Genomic DNA, 24,714 nt, shown 5'->3' with positions numbered 1-24,714 from the left:
GCGGGGGCGAGATCGCTCGCCAAATGATCGGGGCACTCAGGTGCGCGGCACAAGGCGCTGCAATTGCTGATCAAACCAGGCGACAAACGCAGCCGAGGGTTCGGCATCCACCGCCAGGTACCACCAATCGTCAGCCGCAAAGGCACGGCACTTAACCGCATCCTTTTCCGTCATCACCAGTGGCAGTGTCGGGCTGAAATTCAGCAACTCGGCGCTGTACGGTGCATGGTCGGCAAAGGCATGCGCGACAGGTCGCCAGTGTAGCCCTTCGAGGGTAGTGAAGAAACGCTGCGGGTTGCCAATACCGGCCACTGCATGCAAGGCCTGGCCAGGTGAGAAATGACTTAACGGGCGCTGCTCGCCACTGCGCAGGTTGACCAAGCTGCGCGGTCGCAAGGTAAAGCCGTAGCCGGCTGGCGGGTCACTGGCCGCGCCGTTATAGAGCAATGCATCGACGCTCTGCAAGCGCTCGACCGGCTCGCGCAATGGCCCAGCAGGCAGGCAATGCTGGTTGCCCAGGCCGCGAGCCGCATCGATCAACACCAATTCCAGATCACGGGCCAGTCGATAGTGCTGCAAACCATCATCACTGAGGATCAAGTCCAGCGGTTCCGCAGCCAGCAAGGCGGCCACGGCGCGACTGCGATCAGGGTCGATCATCAACGCTACACCACTGCGCTGCACAATCAGCAAGGGTTCATCGCCCGCGACACTGGCGTCCTGATCGGCTTGCACCCGCCAGGGCAACTGCGGCGGCTGCGCGCCGTAACCGCGACTGACCACACCGACGCGCAGGCCTTGGCGGCGGCAATGCTCGATCAACCAGAGAATCATCGGGGTCTTGCCGGTGCCACCCACGGTGATATTGCCCACCACCACAACCGGTACAGGTGCGCGGTAGATCGCCCCCTCACCGGCGAGAAAACGCGCACGCTTGCGCTGCACCACACTGCGATACAACCATTCCAGCGGGCGCAGCAGGCCTAGCGCCGGATGACCGGCATACCAGGCAGCCGTGAGGCGATCAGACAGGCTCATTGGCAGGCAGCCCTCAAGGCGCGGCTTGCGCCTCGACGGTGGTCATGCGCAGATGGGCAAAGCCAAGCTTGCCGGCGGCATCCATGGCGGTGATAACTGCCTGATGCTGCGCCTTGGCATCAGCACTGATGATCAGCGGCAGGCTGTTATCACCATCGGACTCTTTCTGCAATGCCGCCATCAGGCTTGGCAGGTCGCTTTTCAGCAGCTGCTTGGCATTCAGCGAATAGCTGCCGTCGGCGGCAATCAGGATTTCCAGCTGCTTCAATTCGGTCTGTTCCGGCGGCGTACCGCTGGCCGCTTCTGGCAGATCAACCTTGAGCTGGGTTTCCCGAGTGAAGGTCGTGGTGACCACAAAGAACAGCAGCAGGATAAATACCACGTCGATCAACGAGGCCAGGTTGATCTCGACGTTTTCCCGCGGTTTACGCCGGAATTTCACGCCTTGTCCTCGCCCAGATCGACATCACGGTCACCCTGCACCACTTCCACCAGGCGAATCGCTTCCTGCTCCATGCCGACCACCAACTCATCGACGCGGCGCTGCAGATAACGATGGAAGAACAGTGCCGGAATGGCCACCATCAGGCCAGCAGCCGTGGTGATCAGCGCCTTGGAAATACCGCCAGCGAGCAACGCCGCATTGGCCATACCCGAGCCCATAAAAGAGCTGAAGATTTCGATCATACCCAGCACCGTGCCAAGCAAACCCAGCAGCGGCGCGATGCCGGCGATGGTGCCTAGGGCATTGAGGTAGCGCTCCAGGTCATGAATCACCCGCGCGGCCGCCTCTTGAATGCACTCTTTCATGATCTCGCGACCATGCTTGGAGTTGGCCAAACCCGCCGCGAGAATCTGCCCCAACGGTGAGTTGGCGCGCAGCTCCTTGAGCTTCTGGTTATTGAGCTTTTTCTCTTTGATCCACTTCCACACCTGGCCGAGCAGGTTGGGTGGGGTGATGCGACTAGGCCGCAGCGTCCACAGGCGCTCGGCAACAATGCCGGCCGCAGCGATAGAACACAGAATGATCGGCAGCATCATCCAGCCGCCAGCTTTTACCAGTTCCCACACGGTGGCAGATCCCCTTCTCAAAAGTGGCGCCACTCTAGCATAGGGTCGCGGCCTCGCCGACCGTCGCCGTTCTCATTTTTACCGCCAAAACCGTGCATGTTCACGCAAACCCTGTGCAGGCTCGAATGCACCCAGGCGAATCCGTACCGCGCCGTGCAAAACGCTGTCATACAGCCGCATATCCTGCGCACGGTAGCGAGCCAGCACTGCAGCATGCGGGTGGCCAAAAGCGTTGTGCGCACCACGGGAGATCAGCACAGCCGCCGGCGCGACCTGTGCCAGCAGCGCAGCGGAAGACGAGCTGCGACTGCCATGGTGGGGGGCCAGCAACCACTGCGCTGGCATGTCCAGACCGCTGTTAAGCAAGGCGCGCTCGGCCTGGCTATCGATATCACCGGTCAGCCACAGGCGCTCGCCGTTAGCCTCGATGCGCAACACACAGGACGCCTGATTGCCATTGGCCGCCCCCGGCCATTGCCAGGTAGTGAAGTGCACGCCATCCCACTGCCAATGCTCACGCCCGCAAGCGTCAGCCCGCAACGAGCGTGGCAACTTGTCAGGCTCCCCACTGAGCACACGCCTAACCGGCAAACCACGCGCTATCGCCACGGCACCGCCGGCATGATCATTATCGGCATGGCTGAGCAACAGTAGATCTAGCCCGCGCACATCCAACGCGCGCAACGATGGCAGTACCACCCGCTCCCCCGTGTCGAACTCGCCAAAGCGTGGGCCGGCGTCATACAGCAGGTCGTGCCCCTGGGTACGCACCAGCACCGCAAGGCCCTGACCGACATCCAGCATCAACACCTCGGCCCGGCCATACTCAGGCCGCTGCTGCGGGCTGAACAACAAGGGCAGCAACAATACAGCACCCAGACTGCGCATCGGCAATGCAGCGGGTAATAGCAAGACCAACGCACCCAGCGCCACCAACAGCCAGGCCCAGAATGGCAACGCACTGGGCAACCAAGCAGGCAGCCACATGGCAAGCCGTGCAAGCAACTCGAATAGCAGGTCCAACACCCAGCCTGCGATCTCGAGCAGCGCAGGCCCCAAACCAGGCAAAGCCAGCAAGAGTGTGCCGAGCAGCGCCAACGGTACGACCAACAAGCCGACGACAGGCACGGCGATCACATTGGCCAACGGCCCGCTGGCGCTCACCGGCAAACCCAGCGCCAGCAATAACGGCAGCAAACCAATGGCCATCCCCCACTGCGCACGCAGCAGGGTGCGCCACCAAGACCAGGCACCTAAGCGGCCACTGAAGATCAGCACTAACAGCAACACCGCGCCAAAAGACAACCAGAACCCTGGCTGCAAACTGGCCAGCGGCTCCACTAGCAACACCACAAGCAATGCCAGCAAGACGGGCAACCGGACGCCCAGATGGCGGAAACGCCAACGCCATAACAACACCAGGCCGACCATCACGCAGGCACGCTGCACCGGCACCTCGAAACCTGCCAGTAAGCCGTACGCCAATGCACCGGTAAAAGCCAACGCACTGGCGCAGGGCAGCCAGGGCCAGCGCCGCGGCCACCATCCCAAGCGCGCCAACCCCGCAACCAGCCCATACAGCAGCGTTGCTAAAAGACCGATATGCTGGCCCGAGATGACCATCAGGTGCACCGTGCCGGTGTCCTGCAGCACCCGCCAGTCTGCCGTCGACAGCCCCGAGCCATCCCCCAGCACCAAGGCGGCCAGTGCACCCGCGCGGCCATGTGCCGGGGTTGCCAGCAGGTGCTGACGCAAGCGGTCACGCCAGGCACCGGTGCCACTGGCGGGATAAATCAGCTCACCGGCCTTCACCGTGCCGCTGGCTCCGACGCGTTGCGCCAGCAACCAGGCTTCATAATCAAATGCCTGTGGATTGACCAAGCCATGCGGGCGCTTGAGGCGAACGGCTAAGCGCCAGGTCTGCCCCGCCTGCAACACAGGCCCGCCGTACCAAGACAGACGCAACCGTTCGGGCAATGCCGCGCGGCGTGAAACCGGCCGCTGCAACTGAAAACGCACCACCCCCTCACTGACCTCTGGCAGGCCAACCACTTGCCCCTGCAGCCACAGGGTGCGCGCGTCCAATGCATGCGCCAGACGCTGATCCAGCGCCCACTGTGCACTCACGCAGGACCAGGTAAAACCAAATAGAAATAAGGCGATGGGATAACTGCGATACGGCAGCAGCATCAAGCCCACAACCGGCAGCAGCGCCAGCAGCCAGAACGGCGGCAAGGCTGGAAGAAAGCGCAGCGTCAACAGCCCGGCCACCAACGTTAATATCCCTAGGCGCATAGACTCGCTCCATGAGTCGGGTAGAGCAATTAACCTGCTGATCAGCTTTTGCATATTTGCTGTCACAAAGTGTGAAAGCAGGCGCTGATCAATGGGTGCATAATGTCGGCGCTTTTACCTGCCAGAGAGCCTTCATGCCGCGTCGTTTATTCAAGCGCTACATGCCCCACCCAGACCGCATCAGGGACAATAAGTCGCTGCGCTTTCTGGGGAGCCTCATTCATGACCCGAACCTCTGGCACCTGAACCGCCATTCTGTTTCACGCGCCATGGCCATCGGCCTGTTCTGGGCGATGATCCCCATGCCCATGCAGATGCTGGCCGCAGCGGCCGTGGCTATTCCTGCCCGGGGCAACCTGCCGATTTCGATTGGCCTGGTCTGGCTGACCAACCCGATCACCATGCCGCCGGTGTTCTACTGCAGCTATAAGTTCGGCGCCTGGCTGATGAATACGCCGACCCTGCAAATGCCTGATCACATCACCATTGGTTGGGTCGGCCATGTCCTGCAAACCCACTGGCAGCCACTTTATCTCGGCTCCCTGGCAATTGGCCTGATACTCGGCCTGATCGGCTATTTCGGCACCAACGCTTACTGGCGCTGGTGGGTGCAACATAACTGGCGCAAACGTCAGGAAAAACGTCAGCAGCACAACGCGCAACACTGAAACAAAAAAGCCGTTACTGACTCAGTAACGGCTTTTTTGTTTCTGCCAGCGTAGCTTATTCGTAACGCAGTGCATCGGCTGGCTGAATCTGCGCAGCCCGCCAGGATGGATAGACGGTGGCCAGAAAGCTCAGGGTGAACGCCGCCCCGCAAATCAGCAGAACATCCGACAGCAACAGTTCAGATGGCAGATTGCTGATGAAGTAGACATCCGAACTCATCACCTGCTGCCCGCTCAAGCGCTCGATCCAGCCCACCAGCTGGCTGACATTAAGCGCCGCTAGCACCCCCAGCACCGCGCCGATCACCGTACCAATCACGCCAATCACCGTACCCTGGACCATAAAGATGCCCATGATTTGTCCCGGCGTTGCACCCAGGGTGCGCAGGATGGCGATGTCTGCACCTTTGTCCGCCACCACCATAATCAGTGTGGCGATGATATTAAAAGCGGCCACCGCGACGATCAGCAGCAGCAACAGGCCGATCATGGTTTTTTCCATTTTCATCGCGCTGAACAGGCTGCCCTGGGTCAGGGTCCAGTCGCTGGCGATGTACCCGGCACCCAGACCGCTGACAATCTGCGCAGCCACCTGCGGGGCCTGATAAAGGTCCTGCAGTTTTAGCCGCACGCTTTGCACCTGCCCCGGTTGCATGCGCTGGATGTGCGCGGCATCAGCAACATGTATCAGCGCCAACGAGCTGTCCAACTCGGCGCCAACCTTGAAAATACCCACCACATTGAGGCGCTGCATGCGTGGGCTGATGCCGCCCGGCACGCTACTCAGTTCCGGCACAATCAACGCCAGCTTGTCGCCAACACCCAACTGGAAACGCCGCGCAGTGATCTCACCGAGCACCACACCAAACTCGCCTTCACGCAAGTCGCTCAGGCGGCCTTGCTGCATGTGTTGGTCGATGATCGACACCTGTGGCTCAAGCGCCGGATCAATACCGTGCAACTGCACCGGCTGCATCACCCCGCGGGCCGAGAGCATGCCCTCCAATTCGGCAAACGGCACCGCCGCCTGCACCTGCGGGTTCTGCCGGGCTACAGCGGCCACCGCCTGCCAATCATCCAGCGGCTTAACCCCGGCAATACTGGCGTGCGGCACCATGCCGAGGATGCGTGTGCTCATTTCCTTCTGAAAACCATTCATCACCGACAGCACCACAATCATCGCCAGCACGCCGAGAGCCAGGCCGATCATCGAGGTCATCGAGATAAAGGAAATAAAATGATTGCGCCGCTTGGCCCCGGTATAGCGGATACCGATAAAGATACTCAGCGGACGAAACATCAGGCGGCCACCAGCTTGCCATCTTCCAGGCGCAAGATACGGTCCATCTGCTGGGCCAGCGCCATGTCGTGAGTCACCACCAAGAAGGCCGTTTGCGAGGACGTGCTCAGTTCCTTCATCAGGTCCTGAATACCTTGCGCGGTGTGGTGATCGAGGTTGCCAGTAGGCTCATCAAGCAGCACCAGCCCAGGCTGGTTGACCAGCGCGCGGGCAATCGCCACCCGCTGCCGCTCACCGCCGGACAACTCCGACGGCTTGTGCGCCAATCGATGACCGAGACCCACCCGCTCCAGCAGCGCGGTGGCGCGCTGACGGGCTTCGCTGATCGACGTACGACCAATCAGCAAGGGCATGCAGACGTTTTCCAACGCGGTGAATTCCGGCAACAGGTGGTGGAACTGATAAACGAAGCCCAAGGCGCGGTTGCGCAGCAGGCCGCGCTGCTTTTCATTCAGCGCCGACAACTCTTCGCCTGCCAGCCAGACACTGCCGGTGCTCGGCGTATCCAGGCCGCCGAGCATATTCAGCAAGGTGCTCTTGCCCGAGCCAGAACTGCCGACAATCGCCACCCGCTCGCCGGGGTGCAGCTCCAGCTGCAAACCCTCCAGCACCACCACTGATTGCGGGCCCTCGTCGTAGCTTTTACCGAGGTTGCGACAACTCAACACTGCACGATCTTGCATAACCTGATCACTCATAACGCAGAGCCTCCGCGGGCTGGGTACGTGCCGCGCGCCAGGCCGGATAAAGGGTGGCGAAGAAACTTAGAACCAGCGCCGCGCCGCACACCAGCAGCACGTCTGCCAGCATGAGCTGCGAAGGCAGGTAGTCGATGAAGTACACATCGGCATTGAGAAACTTGATCCCCAGCAGCCCTTCCAACGCGGCAATCGCAGCGCTGATATTCAGCGCGGCCAGGCAACCCAGCACAGCGCCAATGACCGTGCCGAATACGCCAATCACCGTACCTTGAACCATAAAGATCGCCATGATCTGCCGCGGCGTCGCACCCAGGGTACGCAAAATGGCGATATCACCTTTCTTGTCGGTAACCACCATGACCAAGGTAGAAATGATGTTGAAGGCGGCGACCGCCACAATCAGCAACAGCAGCAAGCCAATCATCGCCTTCTCCATGCGAATTGCCTGATACAGGTTGCCGTGGGTGCGGGTCCAGTCGCGGGCATAGTAATCACCCTCACCGAGGGTTTGCGCCAGCGCCCAGGCAGTGCGCGGGGCTGCGAACAAGTCGGCGAACTTGAGGCGAATGCCCTGCACCTGATCAGGCTGCCAACGCTGCAAGCGCGCCAGATCCTGGACATGGGTCAGGGCCAAATGGCCATCGATCTCGCCCGCGCCGACATGGAAGATACCGACCACGGTAAAGCGCTTGAGCCGGGGGAACATGCCGGCCGGGGTGACCGTGACTTCCGGCGCGACGAAAGTGATTTTGTCACCCATAGCGACGCCGAGCTTAGCCGCGGCTTTATCGCCCAGCACCATGCCGAACTCACCCGGCTGCAAGGCATCTAGACGCCCCTGCTGAAAGAAATTGTCGATGATCGAGACCTTGCTTTCCTCAAGCGGGTCGACCGCATTGATCAAGACTTTCTGCACCTTGCCATCGTTGCTCAACAGGCCCTGCATCTGACTAAACGGGGCAACTGCCAAGACCTGCGGATTGCTTTGGGTTTTCTCGGCCAGGCTGCGCCAATCACTGATCGGCGTGGCACTTTCGACGGTAGCGTGCGGGACCATACCGAGCACGCGGGTGCGCATTTCATGGTCGAACCCATTCATCACCGACAACACCAGAATCATCACCAGCACGCCAAGCGCCAGCCCGATCATCGAGGTCAGGGAGATAAAGGAGACGAAGTGATTGCGACGCTTGGCCCGCGTGTAGCGCGTGCCGATAAATACGAACAAAGGTCTGAACATGTCGGGGCTGATTCGAGGGGAAAAGAAACGTCCTTGTGGCGGGGCTTGGCAAGCAGCCTTACACTCTGACCACTACTGCTGCCATGGGTTCGCTATGCCGACTCAAGATGAAGATGATCGCCGCGAATACTATCGTATCGACGATACGATCGCACTGGAATTCACCCTGCTCTCAGGCCCAGAAGCCCTGGCCAGTGATGAACTTCACGACAATTCACCGCTGTTCAACCTGCTCAGCGATCTGCATTTGATGGACTTCGAGTCGCAGCATTTGCTGCGGCATATTAGTGAGCGCGACCGCACGCTGGCCAATTACCTCAAGGTGATGAATAAGCGCATTGATCTGCTCGGCCAGGCGGTGGCGCAAAGCCTGCTGCGTGACATTGGCTCACCGCGCCGGGTTAGCCTGTCTGAGGGCGGTGTCAGCTTCAACAATCACCAAGCCGTTGCCGTCGACTCGCACTTGGCACTGAAAATGGTGCTGATGCCTCAGGCCCTTGGCCTGCTGTTAAGGGCTAAGGTGGTGCATTGCCAGGCATTGCCGTCGCAACAGTTCGAAATCGGCGCCGAGTTCGAAGCCCTCAGCGACGCCCAGCGCCAGTTACTCGCCCGGCATATCCTGCAACGCCAGGCCCTGGAGCGCCGCCAGGCCCGTGATCAGCCCCTGCAACCGTGATAGGAGCCACCATGCCACGCCTGCTTGCCCTTCTCGCCCTACTAATGTCTTTCAGTGTATTCGCCGAGACCCTGCACATTCCCGTCGGCCAACAAGGTTATGGGAATGTTGCACTGCCTCAGTTCGGCGAATCACAGCGCGCCGTACTGGAGCGCTTTGGTCTGGCCGATACAGAGCACCCCAGCGTCGGCAACCCGCCAATCACCCGCTGGGACTACCGTGAATTCAGCGTCTATTTCGAACACAGCCATGTCATTAACAGCGTGCGCCACCATCAACCCGGCGCAGCCAGGCCCAGTAAGGAGCAACAGTGACAGTCATCTACGGACATCGCGGTGCCAAAGGCGAGCTGCCAGAAAACACTCTGGTCAGCTTCCAGCAATGCCTGAAGCATGGTGTGAACCGCTGCGAGCTGGATTTGCATTTATCGCGCGATGGCGAGTTGATGGTGATTCATGACCCTACGCTCAAGCGCACCACCGGCCGCCGTGGCAAAGTGGTTGAGCATGACGCCGCCGAGCTGGTGACCTACGACGCACGCCTAGGCGGCCCTGGCGCGGTGATGCCCTGCCCGATTCCACGCCTGGAAGAATTGTTCCAACAGTGCGGCTTCGAGCACTGGCAACTGGAAGTTAAAAGCGCCTCAAAGGTTCGCTCAGCACGCATGGTCAAGGCGATTGCCGAACTGGCCGAACGCTACAAGCTGACTGACAAAGTCACCGTCACCTCTAGTTCACGCGAGGTGCTCAGGGCCTTACAGCGCCAGAGTCCGCACTTACAGCGCGGCCTGGTCGCCGAATACGCCTGGCTTGACCCGCTGAAAGTCGCCAAGCATTACGGTTGCCACCTACTCGCCCTGAACTGGACGCTGTGCACCCCGGAACGCCTGCTAAAAGCGCAGAAAGCCGGCTTGCACGTCTCCGTATGGACGGTCAACGAACCTGCCCTGATGCGGCGTCTGGCCGACTTCGGGGTGGACAGCATCATCACCGACTTCCCTGGCTTGGCCGTGGCCGCGCTGCAATAGCGCCCACTGCAAAAACGAAAAACCGGCCTAATGGGCCGGTTTTTCGTTAAGCCTGTCAGAAACTCTCGCGATTCGGCCAGCGCCAGTCGCAGGAGTCACTGAACGGGTCCTCCCCAGCCGGCTCAGGCCACCGGCCGGAGCCGCTCAAAAAAGCCGGTTGAGACCGTCAAACGCCGCCACGCGATAGGCTTCCGCCATGGTCGGGTAATTGAAGGTGGTGTTGACGAAGTACTTGATGCTGTTGGCTTCGCCCTTCTGGTTCATGATCGCCTGGCCGATATGCACGATCTCCGAGGCTTGGTAGCCGAAGCAATGCACGCCGAGTACTTCCAGGGTCTCGCGGTGGAACAGCAGCTTGAGCATGCCCACTGGCTCGTGGGAAATCTGCGCCCGCGCCATGCCCTTGAAGAACGCCTTGCCGACTTCGTAAGGAATCTTGGCCTGGGTCAGTTCGCGCTCGGTTTTACCAATCGAGCTGATCTCCGGAATGGTGTAGATACCGGTCGGCACGTCATCAACAAAGCGCCAGCTGCCATTATCGACAATGCTACCGGCAGCCGAACGGCCTTGGTCGGCGGCCGCACTGGCCAGGCTCGGCCAGCCAATGACATCACCCGCCGCGAAGACGCCCGGCACTTCTGTGCGGTACGCCTGGTCGACTTCGACTTGGCCACGGCTGTTGACCTTGATGCCGATATTCTCCAGACCCAGCTGGTCGGTGTTACCGGTACGACCGTTGCACCAGAGAAAGGCATCGGCCTTGATCTTCTTGCCAGACTTGAGGTGCAGAATCACCCCGTTCTCCACCCCTTCAACGTGCTCATACTCTTCGTTGTGACGAATAAGTACGTTGTTGTTGCGCAGGTGATAGCTCAACGCATCGGAGATTTCCGCATCGAGGAAGCTCAGCAACTGGTCACGGTTGTCGATCAGGTCGACCACCACCCCCAGACCACTGAAGATCGAGGCGTACTCGGAGCCGATTACCCCAGCGCCGTAAATGATGATCCGCCGTGGCGTATGTCCCAGGCTGAGAATCGTATCGCTGTCGTAGATCCGCGGATGATGAAAGTTTACGTCCAACGGGCGATAAGGCCGCGAGCCGGTCGCGATGACAATCTGCTTGGCTACCAGCTTCTCTACCACGCCGTTCGAGCAGACCACTTCGATGGTGTGCTCATCAGCGAAGCTGCCGGTGCCGAAAAACAAGTCGATGCGGTTGCGCGCGTAATAACCGGTGCGCGAAGTCACCTGCTTGGCGATCACCCGCTCGGCACTTTTCAGCACATCGGGAAAGGAGAACCAGCGCGGCTCGCCGATCTGGCGGAACATCGGGTTGGTGTTGAACTGCATGATCTGCCGCACCGAGTGGCGCAGCGCCTTGGACGGGATAGTGCCCAGATGGGTGCAGTTGCCGCCGACTTCACGGCGGCTGTCGACCACGGCCACCTTGCGCCCGGCCTTGGCCGCGTTCATTGCCGCGCCCTCACCCGCAGGGCCAGAACCCAGCACCACTACGTCGTAGTTGTAGACCGCCATGTTTACTCCTTTGGATCATACCGGAGCACTTATTCCGCGCTCTCGGCAGGGTCAGCACCGTGTTGCACACAGCCTGACAATCAATACATCAGCTGCGAACCGAGCGTTGGCCGGCCGCAGAACGATTAGCGTTTTGTCGCGTCGTAGGCCAGCGCTTGAGTATCGGCTGGCGCGTCACTGTTGATTTCTTCGCACTTCTCGCGGCTACCCCCACAGATCGAGCACTCCTTCTCGATACCCAGGTTGGCGATCCCCCCGCAAGAGCCGGCGATCGGCTTACGGCCCATAATCACGCCGACAGCCATCATGCCTACCACCAGCACCATAGCCAGAAACACCACTAAAAAAGTCATTGCTCGTCTCCTGCAGCAAATAGCTGCTCAAAAGCCTGAGTACCCTGTGTGACGAAGGCGTCACCTTCGCGGGTCACGAAAAACGCGGCGATAGCCATACGCTCAGCAAACTCCATACCACGCTCAGTGCCCATGACCATCAGTACGGTAGACAAGCCATCGGCGCGTAAGGTCGATTTATCGACCACCGTGACGGCCGCCAAGGAGTGGGTAATGGGTGCAGCGGTCAATGGGTCGAGGGTGTGCGAGTAACGCCGGCCATTCTCCTCGAAGTAATTTCGGTAATCACCTGAAGTAGAAACCCCGTAACCATCGAGTGCGAGTATGCGCTGGGCAACACGCTCACCCTCTTGCGGCGCTTCAAGGCCAATACGCCACGGCTGGCCATCGGGCTTTTTACCGGCAGCCTTCAGCTCACCGGTTATTTCCACCAGGTAGCTGCTGACGCCTAACTGCGTCAGGCGCTGCACCACACGGTCTACGGCATAACCGGCGGCAATGCTGTTGAAATCCACCTGAACATCAACGTCCTTGCACAACTGCTCACCGACACGCCGCAGATGCTGCATACCGATACGCGCACGCGCAGCTGAGAGCTGCTCAGGCGTTGGGACTTTCTCCACGCGCGCCTTGGGGCCAAAGCCCCAGAGGTTGAGCAAAGGTTCAAGGGTCAGATCGAAAGCACCCTGACTCTGCTCATTGAGCACACGCCCCGCTTCGACCAACTCCAACACTGGCCCCGGCATGCTCTGACAGCTGCCGGCCGGGGCCTGATTGAATTGCTCGATAACGGAATCGTCACGGTAGGTCGACATCTGCTGGTCGACCTCAGCCAGGATGGCGTCAGTCTCTCGCTTGAGAAGCTCCGCGCTCGGCGAGTCCTGGGTGCGCACGTACTTGATCGTGTACGTGCTGCCCATGGTCGGGCCAGTGAACTCTTCTACCCGATCTGAAACCAAGCAGCCCGTTAAGGCTGCCAGCAAGCTGACAGCAATAACGGGCCTTAGTAGCACTGAGCTCACGCTTAGCCGCCGAAGTCGTCGAGCAGGATGTTTTCCTCCTCCACACCCAGGTCAACCAGCATCTTGATCACCGCGGCGTTCATCATGGGCGGACCGCACATGTAGAACTCGCACTCCTCAGGTGCCTTGTGGTCCTTCAGGTAGTTTTCGTACAGCACGTTATGGATAAAGCCTTTGAGGCCCGTCCAGTTGTCTTCCGGTTGCGGGTCAGACAACGCCAAGTGCCAGGTGAAGTTGGGGTTCTCGGCCTGCAGCTGATCGTACTCTTCGTTGTAGAAGGCCTCGCGCATGGAGCGCGCGCCGTACCAGAAGCTGATCTTGCGGGTCGATTTCAAACGCTTGAGCTGGTCGAAGATGTGCGAACGCATCGGCGCCATACCGGCACCACCGCCGATAAACACCATCTCGGCTTCGGTTTCCTTGGCGAAGAACTCACCAAACGGACCGTATACCGTGACCTTGTCACCTGGCTTGAGGCTGAACACCCAGGAGCTCATCTGGCCCGGTGGCAAATCATCTTTGCCTGGTGGCGGCGAAGCAATACGGATATTGAACTTCACCAAGCCCACTTCTTCCGGATAGTTGGCCATGGAGTAAGCACGGATCACGGTCTCCTCGACCTTGGATACGTACTTCCACTGGTTGAACTTGTCCCAGTCGCCGCGATACTCAGGCTGAATATCGAAGTCTTTGTAATGCACTTCGTGCGGCGGGCATTCCAGCTGCACGTAGCCACCGGCGCGGAAGTCGACGTTCTCACCTTCCGGCAACTTCAACGTCAATTCCTTGATGAAGGTAGCCACGTTAGGGTTGGACTCAACGGTGCACTCCCACTTCTTCACACCGAAAACTTCTTCCGGCACCTCGATCTTCATGTCCTGCTTGACCGGGGTCTGGCAGGACAGGCGCCAGCCAGCCTTGGCCTCGCGACGGGTGAACGCCGCCTCTTCGGTCGGCAGCATTTCACCGCCGCCGTGCTCGACCACGCACTTGCACTGGGCGCAGGTACCGCCGCCGCCACAAGCCGACGACAGGAAGATATTGTTGGCGGCCAAGGTCTGCAGCAACTTGCCGCCGGCTGGCACCACAATGGTTTTTTCGCCGTTGATCTCGATGCTCACGTCACCGCTGGAAACCAGCTTGGCGCGCGCCGCGAGAATGATCAGCACCAACGCCAGCACAATGGCGGTGAACATGCCGATGGCGATGAAGATTTCTAAATTAATCATCTATTCATCCCTTCCTTACAACTGCACGCCGGAGAAGGACATGAAGCCCAGAGACATCAGACCGATGGTGATAAAGGTGATGCCCAGCCCCTGCAGACCCTCAGGCACATCGCTGTACTTGAGCTTCTCGCGAATACCGGCCAGTGCAGCAATCGCCAAGGCCCAAGAGACACCGGCACCCACACCGTACACGGTACTTTCCGCCAAGTTGTAGTCGCGCTCGACCATAAACAGCGAGCCACCCATGATGGCGCAGTTCACCGTGATCAACGGCAGGAACACGCCGAGGGCGTTGTATAGCGAGGGCACGTACTTATCCAGGGCCATCTCGAGGATCTGTACGATCGCCGCGATCACGCCGATAAAGGTCAGCAGGCCGAGGAAGCTCAGATCGACTTCGGGGTAACCGGCCCAGGCCAGCGCACCATCCTTGAGCAGGTTGGTGTAGATCAGGTTGTTCACCGGCATGGTGATGCCCAGCACCACCACTACAGCGATACCGAGACCAATCGCCGTTTCGACCTTTTTTGAGATGGCGATGAAGGTACACATGCCAAGGAAGAACGCCAACGCCATGTTCTCAACGAACACCGCACGGACGAACAGGCTGATGTAATGCTCCATTAGTAGGCCTCCTTGTTGGATACCTGAGGTGCCATCTTGAAGCTCTCTTTTTCAATCTGGTCGCGTTTCCACACACGAATGCCCCAAATAAACAGGCCAATCAGGAAGAACGCCGAAGGCGGCAGCAACAGCATGCCATTCGGCTGGTACCAGCCGCCGTCGTTGATCAGCGGGATGATTTCGTAGCCCATCAACTTACCCGCGCCAAACAGCTCACGAATGATGCCAAGGGCGATCAACATGGCGCTGTAGCCCAGACCATTACCAATACCGTCGAAGAACGACAGCACCGGTGGGTTCTGCATGGCGAATGCTTCGGCGCGGCCCATCACGATACAGTTGGTGATGATCAAGCCGACGAACACCGACAACTGCTTGGACAAGCTGAAGGCATAGGCCTTGAGCACCTGGTCCACCACAATTACCAGCGAGGCAATAATCACCATTTGTACGATCATGCGGATCGAACCTGGGATCTGGCTGCGAATCATCGAAATAAACAGGTTGGAGAACCCGGTTACCAACGTCAGCGCGGCGGACATCACCAGTGCAGTTTTCAGGTTAGAGGTCACCGCCAGAGCGGAACAGATACCGAGGATCTGTAGGCCGATGGGGTTGTTGTTGAAAATAGGGTCTAGCAGTACTTGTTTGATCGTGGGTTGCGACATGATCAAGCCTCCCCTGCGCGCAGGTTCGCAATAAACGGACCGAAGCCATTCTGGCCGAGCCAAAATTTCAGCAGATTGTCCACACCAACACTGGTCAGCGTGGCGCCTGCCAGGCCATCAACCTGATGCACTGCATTTGGGCTCTGTGCATCGACACCACCTTTGACGATTTGCACGGCCAGTTTGCCGTTCTCATCAAACAGGGTTTTGCCTGGCCATTGGCCTTTCCACTTCGGGTTGTCGACTTCGCCACCCAGGCCCGGCGTTTCGCCATGCTGGTAGAAGCCCATGCCCACCACGGTATTGAGGTCGCCCTTGATGGCGATAAAGCCATGCAGGGTCGACCACAGGCCATAGCCACGAACCGGCAGAATCAGGGTTTCAACTTGACCGTCTTTTTCAACCACATACACGGTGCTGAAATTTTCCTGACGCTTGATCCCGGCAATGTCATCACTGCCCTTGAGCACCGAGGACATTTTCGGGTCCTTGGAGGCTTTCAACGGGTCGAAGGTGACCGGGTCTTTAGCATCAGAGAACTTACCGGTTTCCAAGTCCACCAGCTTGGCGCTGATGGTGCCCTTGAACATGTCTTTGACCTGAGCGCTGGACATGCTGGCATCGCCCAAACCGGCAATTGCCAGAATGCTGCGCTGCTTATCCAGCAGACGGTTGTCCACTTGAGTTGGTTTCAGTGCAATGGCTGCACCGGCGACGAACACCGAGCACACCAGGCACACCAACAACGCCACCACCAGGGTACGGACGGTGGATTCTTTTTGACTAGACATTGCGCGCCAGCCTCCGCTTGATATTGGCCTGAACGACAAAGTGGTCGATCAACGGTGCAAACAGGTTGGCGAACAGAATCGCCAGCATCATGCCTTCAGGGAAGGCTGGGTTGACCACACGAATCAACACCACCATGACGCCGATCAGCGCACCAAAGATCCACTTACCGGTGTTAGTCATGGACGACGACACGGGGTCGGTGGCCATAAAGAACATACCGAAGGCAAAACCGCCGACGACCAGATGCCAGTGCCACGGCATGGCAAACATCGGATTGGTGTTGGAACCCAGTGCGTTAAGCAGCAAGCTCAAGCCGATCATCCCCAGCATGACGCCGGCAACGATGCGCCAACTGGCAATTTTGGTGATCAGCAGCACGCCGCCGCCAATCAGAATCGCCAGGGTGCTGGTTTCGCCCAGGGAACCGTGAATGGTGCCAACAAAGGCGTCCATCCAGGTGATGCCACTGCTCACCACGTTTTCAATGCCGCCAGCTGCCGCCAGACTCAACGACGTGGCACCGGCGAAACCATCAACCGCCGTCCATACCGCATCACCGGACATTTGCGCCGGGTAGGCGAAGAACAAAAAGGCACGCCCCGCCAACGCCGGGTTGAGGAAGTTCTTACCGGTACCGCCAAACACTTCCTTGCCGATCACTACGCCGAAGCTGATACCCAGCGCCACCTGCCATAGCGGAATGCTTGGCGGCAGAATCAGGGCAAACAACACCGAGGTAACGAAGAAGCCTTCATTGACTTCATGCTTGCGGATCGAAGCAAACAGCACTTCCCAGAAGCCGCCAACGATAAAGGCCGTGGCATAAACCGGCAGGAAATACGCGGCGCCCTGGATAAAGTTATCCCACAGGCTGTTCGGGTCAAACCCGGCCAGCGAGCCGATCAGCGCGAAGCGCCAGCCTTCTTGAGCAGCCAGCAGCTCAGGGCTGTTAGCGAAGATCAGGTTGGCCTGGTAACCGGTGTTCCACATGCCGAAAAACATCATCGGGAAGGTACACAACCACACGGTGATCATCATGCGCTTGAGGTCGATGCCGTCACGCACGTGAGCGGTGGTCTTGGTTACGCTACCGGGGCGGTAAAAGAACGTGTCGACAGCCTCATAGAGGGCATACCAGTTCTCGTACTTGCCGCCTTTTTCAAAGTTGTGCTCGATTTTATCGAGGAATGCACGGATACCCATGACTTAACCTTCCTTCTCGATGCGCGCGAGGTTGTCGCGCAGGATCGGGCCGTATTCATACTTGCCAGCACACACATAGGTGCACAGCGCCAGGTCTTCTTCGTCGAGTTCCAGGCAGCCCAGTTTCTGAGCCATCTCGGTGTCACCGACGATCAGGTAGCGCAGCAGTTGTGTCGGCAGAATATCCAGCGGCATCACGGCTTCGTAGTTGCCCACCGGCACCATGGCGCGCGGGCTGCCATTGGTAGAGGTGGAGAAGGCAAACTTCTTCGCTGCCATCAGCTTAGAAACGAAGATGTTCATCACCGAATGCTTGTTCACCCCTGCACGCAGGTAATGCATCAGCTCACGCTCGTTACCTTCAGTCAGGCAGGACACCTGCAAGTGATAGCGACCGAGGAAGGCAAAAGCGCCCTGCGCAGTACGGCCACCCAACACCGAACCGGAAATAACCCGGTTGAAGCCAGGCTGCAGTTCACCGGCCGTCAGTTCGCTGAGGCTTGCACCCAGGCGGGTACGCACCAGACGCGGTTTCTCGACCACCGGGCCGGCCAGCGCCACAACGCGCTCGGTCCACAGTTGGCCCGTGGTGAACAGCTTGCCGACGGCGATTACGTCCTGATAGTTGATCGACCAAACGCTCTTGGTGGCGTTGACCGGATCGAGGAAGTGAATATGCGTGCCTGGCAAGCCGGCAGGGTGAGGACCGGCAAAGGCTTGAGTTTGCACCTTGCTCAACTGCTCGCCGGGCAGCGCTGCGCCCTCGGCCTTGCACAGGAACACCTTGGCCAGATTGCTCAGTACCTGCAGACCGTTCTGGAAGTCGGCGGCGTACTCGGCAATCACCACAGCCGGATCGGCTGCCAACGGGTGCGTATCAATGGCCGTCACGAAAATCGAGCTGGGCTGCGCGTCTGCTGCCGGCACCTTGCTGAACGGACGGGCGCGCAGCGCAGTCCAGAGACCCGACTGCAACAAGAGCTCACGCACTTTCGCGTCGCCGACTGTCGCCAGCTGCTCTGCTGCGATCTGATCAAAGGTAACTTGCTCATCGCCTTCGACATCGATCACCACCGACTGCAGCACACGCTTTTCGCCACGGTGGATCGCGCTGATCACCCCTGCGGCAGGTGCGGTGTACTGCACGCCTGGCGACTTCTTGTCCGAGAACAGCACCTGGCCAAGCTTGACCCGATCACCGACCTGAACCTCCATCGAAGGTTTCATACCGTGATAATCGAAGCCTATGACAGCGACGCTACGCACAGGCCTTGCAGCCTCAATACGCTGCGTCGGCACGCCAGTTATGGGCAAATCAAGCCCATTTTTAATCTTGATCATAGGTTTGCCTAACCACTGATTTATAAGCTTTTTTAGAATACGGACGACATCACCGCAGAAAAATACGGCGCAACGCCAAAATAGATAAGGCGCTGTGCAAGATGTCGGTCGCGAGAAAAAATCTGGCCGATTATAAGTCGCACCTTCGGCCACTGGCCACCCAAGCGCTTGCTTTTATCTGGTTTAACGTAACAGAAGGCAACAGATGACGGCTTGACGCTGAATGCCAGCAGACCACATAACGATCAGTCACCTAACGAGACGCCACTATGCGCCTGCCACTGATTCTCATCTGCCTACTAGCCCTAAGTGGCGAGTTGTTCGCCAGCAACCGCGAGCGACTGCAAGAGGCTAACTTCCCGGCAACCCACGAGCTTGAGCAGAGCAGCCTTGAGCGCAAAAACCAGAGCGTCCTGACCTACCTGTGGATCGACGTGTACGCCGCCGCGCTCTATGCCCCGCAAAACGCCAGCGCCAACCAGGCGATCAGCCAGTCATTGACGCAACGCCTGGAGCTTTACTACTTGCGTGCCATCGACAGCCAAGACGTGATTAAAGCAGCCTGGGTCACGCTCGAGCGCCAGCACGACGCTGCCACACTGCAGCGCCTGCGTGCAGATATCGATGCGCTGCACGCGACCTTTTGTGACATTCGCCCTGGCGACCGCTACGCCCTGAACTTCAACACGGAGCGCGGCCTGACGCTAGAAGTAAATGGCCAAGTCGCCTATACCAGCCAGAATCCAGAACTGGCCAAGGCGTACCTGGGTATCTGGCTGGCACCCAATGGCCTGTCAGATAAATTACGCCGCCGCCTGCTCGCCGACTGACTCACGAGACGCATAAAAAAACGGGAGCCGAGGCTCCCGTTTTTTTATGGCTTACTCACGCTTAGCGCGGGAAAGCTGGCGGGTTGACCCCAGCCATGTCTTCCATCACACGAATCACCTGGCAGCTGTAACCGAACTCGTTGTCGTACCACACGTACAGCACAACGCGGTTGTCATTACAGATGGTCGCTTCAGCATCGACGACACCGGCGTGGCGCGAACCGACGAAGTCAGTCGACACCACTTCCTGCGACTGGACGAAGTCGATCTGCTTCTGCAAGTCCGAGTGCATGGCCATCTGGCGCAGGTACTCGTTGACTTCTTCGCGGGTGGCAGCCTTCTCAAGGTTGAGGTTGAGAATCGCCATCGACACGTTCGGCGTCGGTACGCGAATGGCGTTACCGGTCAGCTTGCCCTTCAACACTGGCAACGCTTTAGCAGCAGCTGTGGCGGCACCGGTCTCGGTGATCACCATGTTCAGCGGCGCGCTGCGACCACGGCGATCGCCCTTGTGGAAGTTGTCGATCAGGTTCTGGTCGTTGGTGTACGAGTGAACGGTTTCAACGTGGCCGTTGACGATGCCGTACTGATCATTGATCGCCTTGAGCACCGGCACGATGGCGTTGGTGGTGCAGGAAGCAGCCGATATGATCTTGTCGTCAGCGGTGATTTCACCGTGATTGATGCCGTGCACGATGTTCTTCAGCGCGCCTTTACCCGGCGCGGTCAGCACCACGCGATCAACACCCGGGCACGCCAGATGCTGGCCCAGGCCGTCAGCGTCACGCCATACACCGGTATTATCCACCAGCAGCGCGTTTTTGATGCCGTACTGGGTGTAATCGACTTCAGTCGGCGACTTGGCGTAGATCACCTGAATCAGGTTGCCGTTGGCCGTCAGGGTGCTGTTCTCTTCATCGATGGTGATGGTGCCATCGAACTTGCCGTGCACCGAGTCGCGGCGCAGCAGGCTGGCGCGCTTGACCAGGTCATTGCTCGCGCCTTTGCGCACAACGATGGCGCGCAGACGCAGGCCGTCGCCACCACCGGTTTTCTCGATCAGGATGCGCGCCAGCAAACGGCCGATACGGCCGAAACCGTACAGCACCACATCAGTGCCTTCACGGGCTTCGCCATTTTGCTTACCCACCACTTCAACCAGCTCGTCTTTGACGAACTGCTCGACGCTGCGGCCTTGGCCTTCAGCTTTGAACTTGGTGGCCATTTTGCCCAGGTCCACGGAAGCGGCGCCCAGCTTGAGCTCGCTCATGGCCTTGATGATGGGGAAGGTATCGTGCACCGACAGTTCGCTGCCATTAGCCAGGCGATGGCGGGCGAAGCGGTGAGCTTTGAGAATGTCGATCACCGAACGGTTAATCAAACCGCGGCCGTAGATCGAGGAGACCACGTTGTTGTTACGGTAGAGTTGGCCAATCATCGGAATCATCGCTTCCGCAAGGGCTTCTCGATCGATCCACTCACCGAGACACTGGTCGGGCTTCTGAGTCACGGGCAGTACCTTCCACATGTAGGGGCTAAAAAAAGGGGCTACATTATGACGGCGCAAGCACGCATGAGCAATGCACGACTGTCGTAACTGACACCACGCATATTCGCCCGTTACAATCGGCGACCTTGTGATTTGACCGTGAGCCGCCTGTGTCCGTACTGCGCCTACCGTCCCTACCGGCCACGGCCGGAAAACAACACTGGGGCAACCTGCCCGGTGCCGCGCTGAGCTTGGCGATTGCCGAAGCCGCCAGCAATGCCAAACGTTTCACCCTGCTACTGACCGCCGACAGCCAGAGCGCTGAGCGCCTGCAGGAGGAGCTGAGTTTCTTCGCCCCCGATCTGCCGGTCTTGCATTTCCCCGACTGGGAAACCCTGCCCTACGATGTCTTTTCGCCGCATCAGGACATCATTTCGCAGCGTATCGCCGCCTTGTATCGCTTGCCGGAGTTGAAGCACGGCGTCTTGGTAGTCCCGATCACCACCGCCCTACACCGCCTGGCACCCAAGCGCTTTCTGCTGGGCAGCAGCCTGGTATTGCAGGTGGGCCAGCAGCTTGACGTCAATCAGGTGCGCAGCAACCTGGAAGCCGCTGGTTACCGCTGCGTCGACACCGTCTACGAGCATGGCGAATTTGCCGTGCGCGGCGCGCTGATCGACCTGTTCCCAATGGGCAGCAGCCAGCCCTATCGCATCGATTTGTTCGATGACGAGATCGAAACCCTGCGCACCTTCGACCCGGAGACCCAGCGCTCCATCGACAAAGTCGAGTCGATCAAACTGCTGCCGGCCCGTGAGTTTCCGCTGGAGAAAAAAGCCGTCACTGATTTTCGCGGCCGTTTCCGTGAGCGATTTGACGTGGATTTCCGCCGTTGCCCGATTTATCAGGACCTCAGCACCGGCATCACCCCTGCGGGTATCGAGTACTACCTGCCACTGTTTTTCGAAGAAACCGCCACCCTCTTCGATTACCTGCCCAGCGATACCCAAGTGTTTTCCCTGCCGGGTATCGAAAAGGCCGCCGAGCAATTCTGGGTGGATGCGCGCAGCCGCTATGAAGACCGCCGCGTCGACCCGGAACGCCCGCTGCTGCCACCTGCCGATATCTTCCTACCGGTAGAAGACTGCTTCGCCAGGCTGAAGAATTGGCCACGTGTGGTGGTCAGCCAAGACGATATCGAAACCGGTGTCGGGCGCACCCGCTTCGACGCCAAACCGCTGCCGGACCTGGCCATTCAAGCCAAAGCCGGTGAGCCACTGGCGGCGCTACGGCGCTTTATCGAGGAGTATCCAGGGCGCGTACTGTTCTGCGCAGAATCCGCAGGCCGCCGTGAGGTGCTGCTGGAACTACTCGCCCGCCTCAAGCTCAAGCCCAAGGAATTCGACAGCTGGCCCGCTTTCACCGCCAGCAAACAACGCATCGGCATCTGTATCGCGCCATTGGATGACGGCCTGCAGCTGGAAGACCTGGCATTGGTGGCCGAAAGCCCGCTATTTGGCCAGCGCGTCATGCAACGCCGTCGCCGCGAGAAAGCCCGCGACGGTGGCGACAACGTCATCAAGAACCTCACCGAGCTGCGTGAAGGCGCGCCGGTGGTGCACATCGACCACGGCGTGGGCCGCTATCTGGGCCTGGTGACCATGGAGTTCGACGGTCAGGCCGCCGAGTTCCTCGCCCTGATGTACGCCGAGGAAGCCAAGCTGTATGTCCCGGTAGCCAGCTTGCACCTGATCGCCCGCTATACCGGCAGCGACGACGCCTTGGCTCCACTGCACCGTCTTGGCTCGGAGATTTGGCAAAAAGCCAAACGCAAGGCCGCCGAACAGGTGCGCGATGTCGCCGCCGAACTGCTCGACGTCTACGCCCGCCGCGCCGCTCGCGAAGGCTATGCCTTTGCCGACCCAAAGGCCGACTACAGCACCTTCAGCGCCGGCTTCCCCTTCGAAGAAACCCCGGACCAACAAACAGCCATCGAAGCGGTGTACAGCGACATGCTCTCCGCCAAGCCGATGGACCGCCTGGTGTGCGGCGACGTGGGGTTCGGCAAGACCGAAGTGGCCATGCGCGCGGCCTTTATCGCCGTGCATGGCGGCAAGCAGGTGGCGGTACTGGTGCCCACTACCCTGCTCGCCCAGCAGCACTACAACAGCTTCCGCGACCGCTTCGCCGATTGGCCGGTCAAGGTCGAGGTGATGAGCCGTTTCAAGAGTGCCAAGGAAGTCAGCGAGGCCATGACGCAGCTGGCCGAAGGCAAGGTCGATATTGTCATCGGCACCCACAAGCTGCTGCAGGACGACGTCAAGTTCAACAATCTGGGCCTGGTGATCATCGATGAAGAGCACCGTTTCGGTGTACGCCAGAAAGAACAGCTGAAAACCCTGCGCAGCGAGGTCGATATCCTCACGCTCACGGCCACGCCGATTCCGCGCACCCTGAACATGGCTGTTGCGGGCATGCGCGATCTGTCGATCATCGCTACGCCGCCGGCACGCCGCCTGTCGGTGCGCACCTTTGTGATGGAGCAGAACAACCCGACCATCAAGGAAGCACTGCTACGTGAATTGCTGCGCGGCGGCCAGGTGTATTACCTGCACAACGATGTGAAAACCATCGAGAAGTGCGCCACCGACCTGGCCGAACTGGTGCCGGAAGCACGCATCGGCATCGGTCACGGGCAGATGCGCGAGCGCGAGCTGGAACAGGTGATGGGCGACTTCTATCACAAGCGTTTCAACGTACTGATCGCCTCGACCATCATCGAGACCGGCATCGACGTGCCGAGCGCCAACACCATAATCATCGAGCGTGCCGACAAATTCGGCCTGGCCCAACTGCACCAACTGCGTGGCCGTGTCGGCCGCAGCCACCACCAGGCCTACGCCTACCTGCTGACGCCGCCACGCAAGCAGATGACCGACGACGCGCAGAAGCGCCTAGAAGCCATCTCCGGCGCGCAGGACCTCGGCGCAGGCTTTTTGCTGGCCACCCACGACCTGGAAATTCGCGGCGCTGGCGAATTGCTCGGCGACGGCCAAAGCGGGCAGATCCAGGCGGTGGGCTTCACCCTGTATATGGAAATGCTTGAACGTGCGGTGAAATCGATCCGCAAGGGCGAGCAACCCAACCTCGACCAGCCGCTCGGCGGCGGCCCTGAAATCAACCTGCGTGTGCCAGCACTGATCCCCGACGACTACCTGCCGGACGTGCACGCCCGCCTGATCATGTACAAGCGCATTGCCAACGCCGCCGACGAAGACAGCTTAAAAGAACTGCAAGTGGAGATGATTGATCGCTTCGGCCTGCTACCGGAGCCGAGCAAGCACCTGATACGCATCACCCTGCTGAAATTGCAGGCGGAACAGCTCGGCATCAAAAAAGTCGACGCTGGCCCGCAAGGTGGGCGCATTGAGTTTGCCGCCGACACCTGTGTCGACCCACTCACCCTGATCAAGCTGATCCAGGGCGCACCGAACCGTTACAAGTTCGAAGGCGCAACGCTGTTTAAATTCCAGGTACCAATGGAGCGCCCAGAAGAGCGCTTCAATACCCTGGAAGCGCTGTTTGAACGCCTGACTCCGGCCACTTAA

General features: G+C 59.4%; 23 protein-coding genes. 6 read left to right on the top strand and 17 right to left on the bottom strand.

What is annotated here, in order from left to right; genetic code table 11:
* Positions 1 to 36: 36 nt before the first annotated feature.
* The 4 genes from lpxK to Q0V31_RS12920 form a co-directional block, all read right to left on the bottom strand.
* The gene (gene lpxK / locus Q0V31_RS12935; protein ID WP_298188188.1) at positions 37 to 1,038 is read right to left on the bottom strand and encodes a tetraacyldisaccharide 4'-kinase; all 1,002 of its coding nucleotides are present in this window, start codon (positions 1,036 to 1,038) and stop codon (positions 37 to 39) included.
* Between the two features lie 13 nt (positions 1,039 to 1,051).
* A complete protein-coding gene (locus Q0V31_RS12930; RefSeq protein ID WP_298188187.1) occupies positions 1,052 to 1,480 on the bottom strand; it encodes a biopolymer transporter ExbD in 429 nt (142 codons plus the stop codon).
* Complete coding sequence (locus Q0V31_RS12925; RefSeq protein WP_298188186.1) at positions 1,477 to 2,109, bottom strand: MotA/TolQ/ExbB proton channel family protein; 633 nt, start codon at positions 2,107 to 2,109, stop codon at positions 1,477 to 1,479. Before Q0V31_RS12925 ends, Q0V31_RS12930 begins: the two co-directional genes overlap by 4 nt.
* Positions 2,110 to 2,187: 78 nt before the next feature.
* Positions 2,188 to 4,404, bottom strand: coding sequence for a DNA internalization-related competence protein ComEC/Rec2 (locus tag Q0V31_RS12920; protein WP_298188185.1), 2,217 nt, complete (start codon positions 4,402 to 4,404; stop codon positions 2,188 to 2,190).
* A 134-nt stretch (positions 4,405 to 4,538) separates the two neighbouring features.
* Between Q0V31_RS12920 and Q0V31_RS12915 the strand changes: the two genes are divergently transcribed.
* Positions 4,539 to 5,072 carry a DUF2062 domain-containing protein gene (locus Q0V31_RS12915; RefSeq protein WP_298188184.1) on the top strand — a complete coding sequence of 178 codons (534 nt, stop codon included), beginning with the start codon at positions 4,539 to 4,541 and terminating at the stop codon, positions 5,070 to 5,072.
* 55 nt (positions 5,073 to 5,127) lie between these two features.
* Here Q0V31_RS12915 and Q0V31_RS12910 read toward each other — a convergent pair whose 3' ends face one another.
* The 3 genes from Q0V31_RS12910 to Q0V31_RS12900 are packed head-to-tail and all read right to left on the bottom strand — an operon-like array spanning position 5,128 to position 8,313.
* Entirely contained in the window at positions 5,128 to 6,372 is a 1,245-nt protein-coding gene (locus Q0V31_RS12910; RefSeq protein ID WP_298188183.1) for a lipoprotein-releasing ABC transporter permease subunit, read from the bottom strand.
* Positions 6,372 to 7,055 carry a lipoprotein-releasing ABC transporter ATP-binding protein LolD gene (gene lolD, locus Q0V31_RS12905; protein ID WP_298188182.1) on the bottom strand — a complete coding sequence of 228 codons (684 nt, stop codon included), beginning with the start codon at positions 7,053 to 7,055 and terminating at the stop codon, positions 6,372 to 6,374. Before lolD ends, Q0V31_RS12910 begins: the two co-directional genes overlap by 1 nt.
* A gap of 7 nt (positions 7,056 to 7,062) precedes the next feature.
* Positions 7,063 to 8,313: a lipoprotein-releasing ABC transporter permease subunit gene (locus Q0V31_RS12900; RefSeq protein WP_298188181.1), complete on the bottom strand. Its 1,251-nt coding sequence runs from the start codon at positions 8,311 to 8,313 to the stop codon at positions 7,063 to 7,065.
* Positions 8,314 to 8,407: 94 nt separating this feature from the next.
* Here Q0V31_RS12900 and Q0V31_RS12895 point away from each other — a divergent pair, with 94 nt between their 5' ends.
* From Q0V31_RS12895 to Q0V31_RS12885, 3 genes are read left to right on the top strand one after another with little or no spacing between them, the layout of a single operon-like run.
* Entirely contained in the window at positions 8,408 to 8,989 is a 582-nt protein-coding gene (locus Q0V31_RS12895; RefSeq protein ID WP_298188180.1) for a PilZ domain-containing protein, read from the top strand.
* A gap of 11 nt (positions 8,990 to 9,000) precedes the next feature.
* On the top strand, positions 9,001 to 9,303 hold the full coding sequence (locus Q0V31_RS12890; RefSeq protein ID WP_298188179.1) for a phosphodiesterase: 303 nt from the start codon (positions 9,001 to 9,003) through the stop codon (positions 9,301 to 9,303).
* Positions 9,300 to 10,016, top strand: coding sequence for a glycerophosphodiester phosphodiesterase family protein (locus tag Q0V31_RS12885; RefSeq protein ID WP_298188178.1), 717 nt, complete (start codon positions 9,300 to 9,302; stop codon positions 10,014 to 10,016). The genes Q0V31_RS12890 and Q0V31_RS12885 overlap by 4 nt, the downstream gene beginning before the upstream one ends.
* A gap of 144 nt (positions 10,017 to 10,160) precedes the next feature.
* Here the strand turns inward: Q0V31_RS12885 and sthA are convergent, their stop codons facing one another.
* The 9 genes from sthA to Q0V31_RS12840 form a co-directional block, all read right to left on the bottom strand.
* A complete protein-coding gene (gene sthA, locus Q0V31_RS12880) occupies positions 10,161 to 11,555 on the bottom strand; it encodes a Si-specific NAD(P)(+) transhydrogenase (RefSeq protein ID WP_298188177.1) in 1,395 nt (464 codons plus the stop codon).
* A gap of 125 nt (positions 11,556 to 11,680) precedes the next feature.
* Positions 11,681 to 11,908 carry a (Na+)-NQR maturation NqrM gene (gene nqrM / locus Q0V31_RS12875; protein WP_298188176.1) on the bottom strand — a complete coding sequence of 76 codons (228 nt, stop codon included), beginning with the start codon at positions 11,906 to 11,908 and terminating at the stop codon, positions 11,681 to 11,683.
* A complete protein-coding gene (locus Q0V31_RS12870; RefSeq protein WP_298188175.1) occupies positions 11,905 to 12,828 on the bottom strand; it encodes an FAD:protein FMN transferase in 924 nt (307 codons plus the stop codon). Before Q0V31_RS12870 ends, nqrM begins: the two co-directional genes overlap by 4 nt.
* 104 nt (positions 12,829 to 12,932) lie before the next feature.
* A complete protein-coding gene (gene nqrF, locus Q0V31_RS12865; protein ID WP_298188174.1) occupies positions 12,933 to 14,159 on the bottom strand; it encodes an NADH:ubiquinone reductase (Na(+)-transporting) subunit F in 1,227 nt (408 codons plus the stop codon).
* A 15-nt stretch (positions 14,160 to 14,174) separates the two neighbouring features.
* Complete coding sequence (nqrE, locus tag Q0V31_RS12860) at positions 14,175 to 14,783, bottom strand: NADH:ubiquinone reductase (Na(+)-transporting) subunit E (protein ID WP_298188173.1); 609 nt, start codon at positions 14,781 to 14,783, stop codon at positions 14,175 to 14,177.
* Complete coding sequence (locus Q0V31_RS12855) at positions 14,783 to 15,457, bottom strand: NADH:ubiquinone reductase (Na(+)-transporting) subunit D (RefSeq protein ID WP_298188172.1); 675 nt, start codon at positions 15,455 to 15,457, stop codon at positions 14,783 to 14,785. The genes nqrE and Q0V31_RS12855 overlap by 1 nt, the downstream gene beginning before the upstream one ends.
* Entirely contained in the window at positions 15,454 to 16,242 is a 789-nt protein-coding gene (locus Q0V31_RS12850; RefSeq protein WP_298188171.1) for a Na(+)-translocating NADH-quinone reductase subunit C, read from the bottom strand. The genes Q0V31_RS12855 and Q0V31_RS12850 overlap by 4 nt, the downstream gene beginning before the upstream one ends.
* Positions 16,235 to 17,446, bottom strand: a complete 1,212-nt coding sequence (locus tag Q0V31_RS12845) for an NADH:ubiquinone reductase (Na(+)-transporting) subunit B (RefSeq protein WP_298188170.1) — start codon at positions 17,444 to 17,446, stop codon at positions 16,235 to 16,237. The genes Q0V31_RS12850 and Q0V31_RS12845 overlap by 8 nt, the downstream gene beginning before the upstream one ends.
* Positions 17,447 to 17,449: 3 nt before the next feature.
* Positions 17,450 to 18,787, bottom strand: a complete 1,338-nt coding sequence (locus Q0V31_RS12840) for a Na(+)-translocating NADH-quinone reductase subunit A (RefSeq protein WP_298188169.1) — start codon at positions 18,785 to 18,787, stop codon at positions 17,450 to 17,452.
* A gap of 275 nt (positions 18,788 to 19,062) precedes the next feature.
* Between Q0V31_RS12840 and Q0V31_RS12835 the strand changes: the two genes are divergently transcribed.
* Positions 19,063 to 19,617: a chalcone isomerase family protein gene (locus Q0V31_RS12835; RefSeq protein WP_298191064.1), complete on the top strand. Its 555-nt coding sequence runs from the start codon at positions 19,063 to 19,065 to the stop codon at positions 19,615 to 19,617.
* A 61-nt stretch (positions 19,618 to 19,678) separates the two neighbouring features.
* On the opposite strand, the gene Q0V31_RS12830 is transcribed toward Q0V31_RS12835, so the two are convergent.
* Complete coding sequence (locus Q0V31_RS12830) at positions 19,679 to 21,145, bottom strand: glyceraldehyde-3-phosphate dehydrogenase (protein WP_298188168.1); 1,467 nt, start codon at positions 21,143 to 21,145, stop codon at positions 19,679 to 19,681.
* A gap of 131 nt (positions 21,146 to 21,276) precedes the next feature.
* Here Q0V31_RS12830 and mfd point away from each other — a divergent pair, with 131 nt between their 5' ends.
* Entirely contained in the window at positions 21,277 to 24,714 is a 3,438-nt protein-coding gene (gene mfd, locus Q0V31_RS12825; RefSeq protein ID WP_298188167.1) for a transcription-repair coupling factor, read from the top strand.

The organism is uncultured Pseudomonas sp. (assembly GCF_943846705.1).
Lineage (GTDB): Bacteria > Pseudomonadota > Gammaproteobacteria > Pseudomonadales > Pseudomonadaceae > Aquipseudomonas.
The sequence above is the reverse complement of the archived record's forward strand: the minus strand, read 5'-3'. Positions and strand labels throughout refer to the sequence as shown.